Source organism: Vibrio sp. YT-15 (assembly GCF_033337445.1).
Taxonomy (GTDB): Bacteria; Pseudomonadota; Gammaproteobacteria; order Enterobacterales; family Vibrionaceae; genus Vibrio; species Vibrio alginolyticus.
In genome coordinates, this window is the sequence record NZ_JAWOQR010000164.1 from 1 (window position 1) to 1,061 (window position 1,061).

1 protein-coding gene is annotated in these 1,061 nt (G+C 49.2%); it reads left to right on the top strand.

The genetic code is table 11. From position 1 onward, the window contains the following. A partial coding sequence (locus tag R7D93_RS26025; RefSeq protein ID WP_318129647.1) for a DUF3612 domain-containing protein occupies nt 1-1,061 on the top strand: 1,061 nt, incomplete at both ends.

Genomic DNA, 1,061 nt, shown 5'->3' on the forward strand with positions numbered 1-1,061 from the left:
AAGATTTGTCTGCTCGTTGTGTAAGGATTAATCCTGAGTACGCGCCGTCAGTTTCTTACCTTTCGATGATTGAGCGCGGAAAACGCGTACCGAGTATCGATATGCTCGAGGTAATCGCAGAAGTTTTTCAAAAAGATCCAGCGTGGTTTTTAGATGATGAGCCCGAATTAGAAGCCATTACCCCCAACAAAGGGAATCGAGGCGGGATTAATGGCATGGCGCTAGAACCGAGCTTCCTGTTTTCCAATGACATTCTCCAGATTGCTATTCCAGAAATGCTGTCTCAAACCGGGATCACAGGTCGTCAATTTGCTCACCTGCTGATCCGCGCGCACCAAGAGAACCATCAAAACCATTTTCCTGATTTAGAACGTGCCGCCGAAGAAGTGGGATTGAAGCGCCTTAATTTGTCGGTTGAAGATTTGATCGACATTGCCAAAAGTATGGGCTTGGATATCCGCTGGGTTGACCGAGCGCCTCAAGATGTCATCGATGAATTGGGCGTAAACGCCAAACAATTGATTACGTCATTCATGGAACCACCGGGCACCATTTATCTCAACAAACGGATGCGCGACTACCCTACCCGTTTAAAATACGACTTATCGGTATACATTGGCCACCGCGTATTGCACAGCAGCGACGCGATGAATAACGTGCTCTCCATCGGACATCAGAATAACTGGGAACAAATGGACAGCCCCGTGTCGAACTCTGAGCTCAATTCGCAAGACATTCTGCAAGCTTGGCGAGACTTTGAGTCCAGCTTTTTTGCAGGAGCTCTGCTTTGCCCTAAAGTGCCATTTCGTCAGTTGCTCGACCGCTCCGGTTACGAAATTGATGTTCATAAAAAAGCAGGCGTTTCGCCATCCGTTGCGATGCGCCGCATGACCGTTGTGTCACCATATCCCCATTGGCACTATTTCGACGCGTACGGGCCGGGCAAGCTTAAAGCCGTGTATCGAGGGAATGGCATCCCACTTCCTTGGGGCAACATGCGCAAAGTGAATGACCCATGCCAACACTGGGCGGTATTCAGACGCCTATCCCAACCTTTAGAT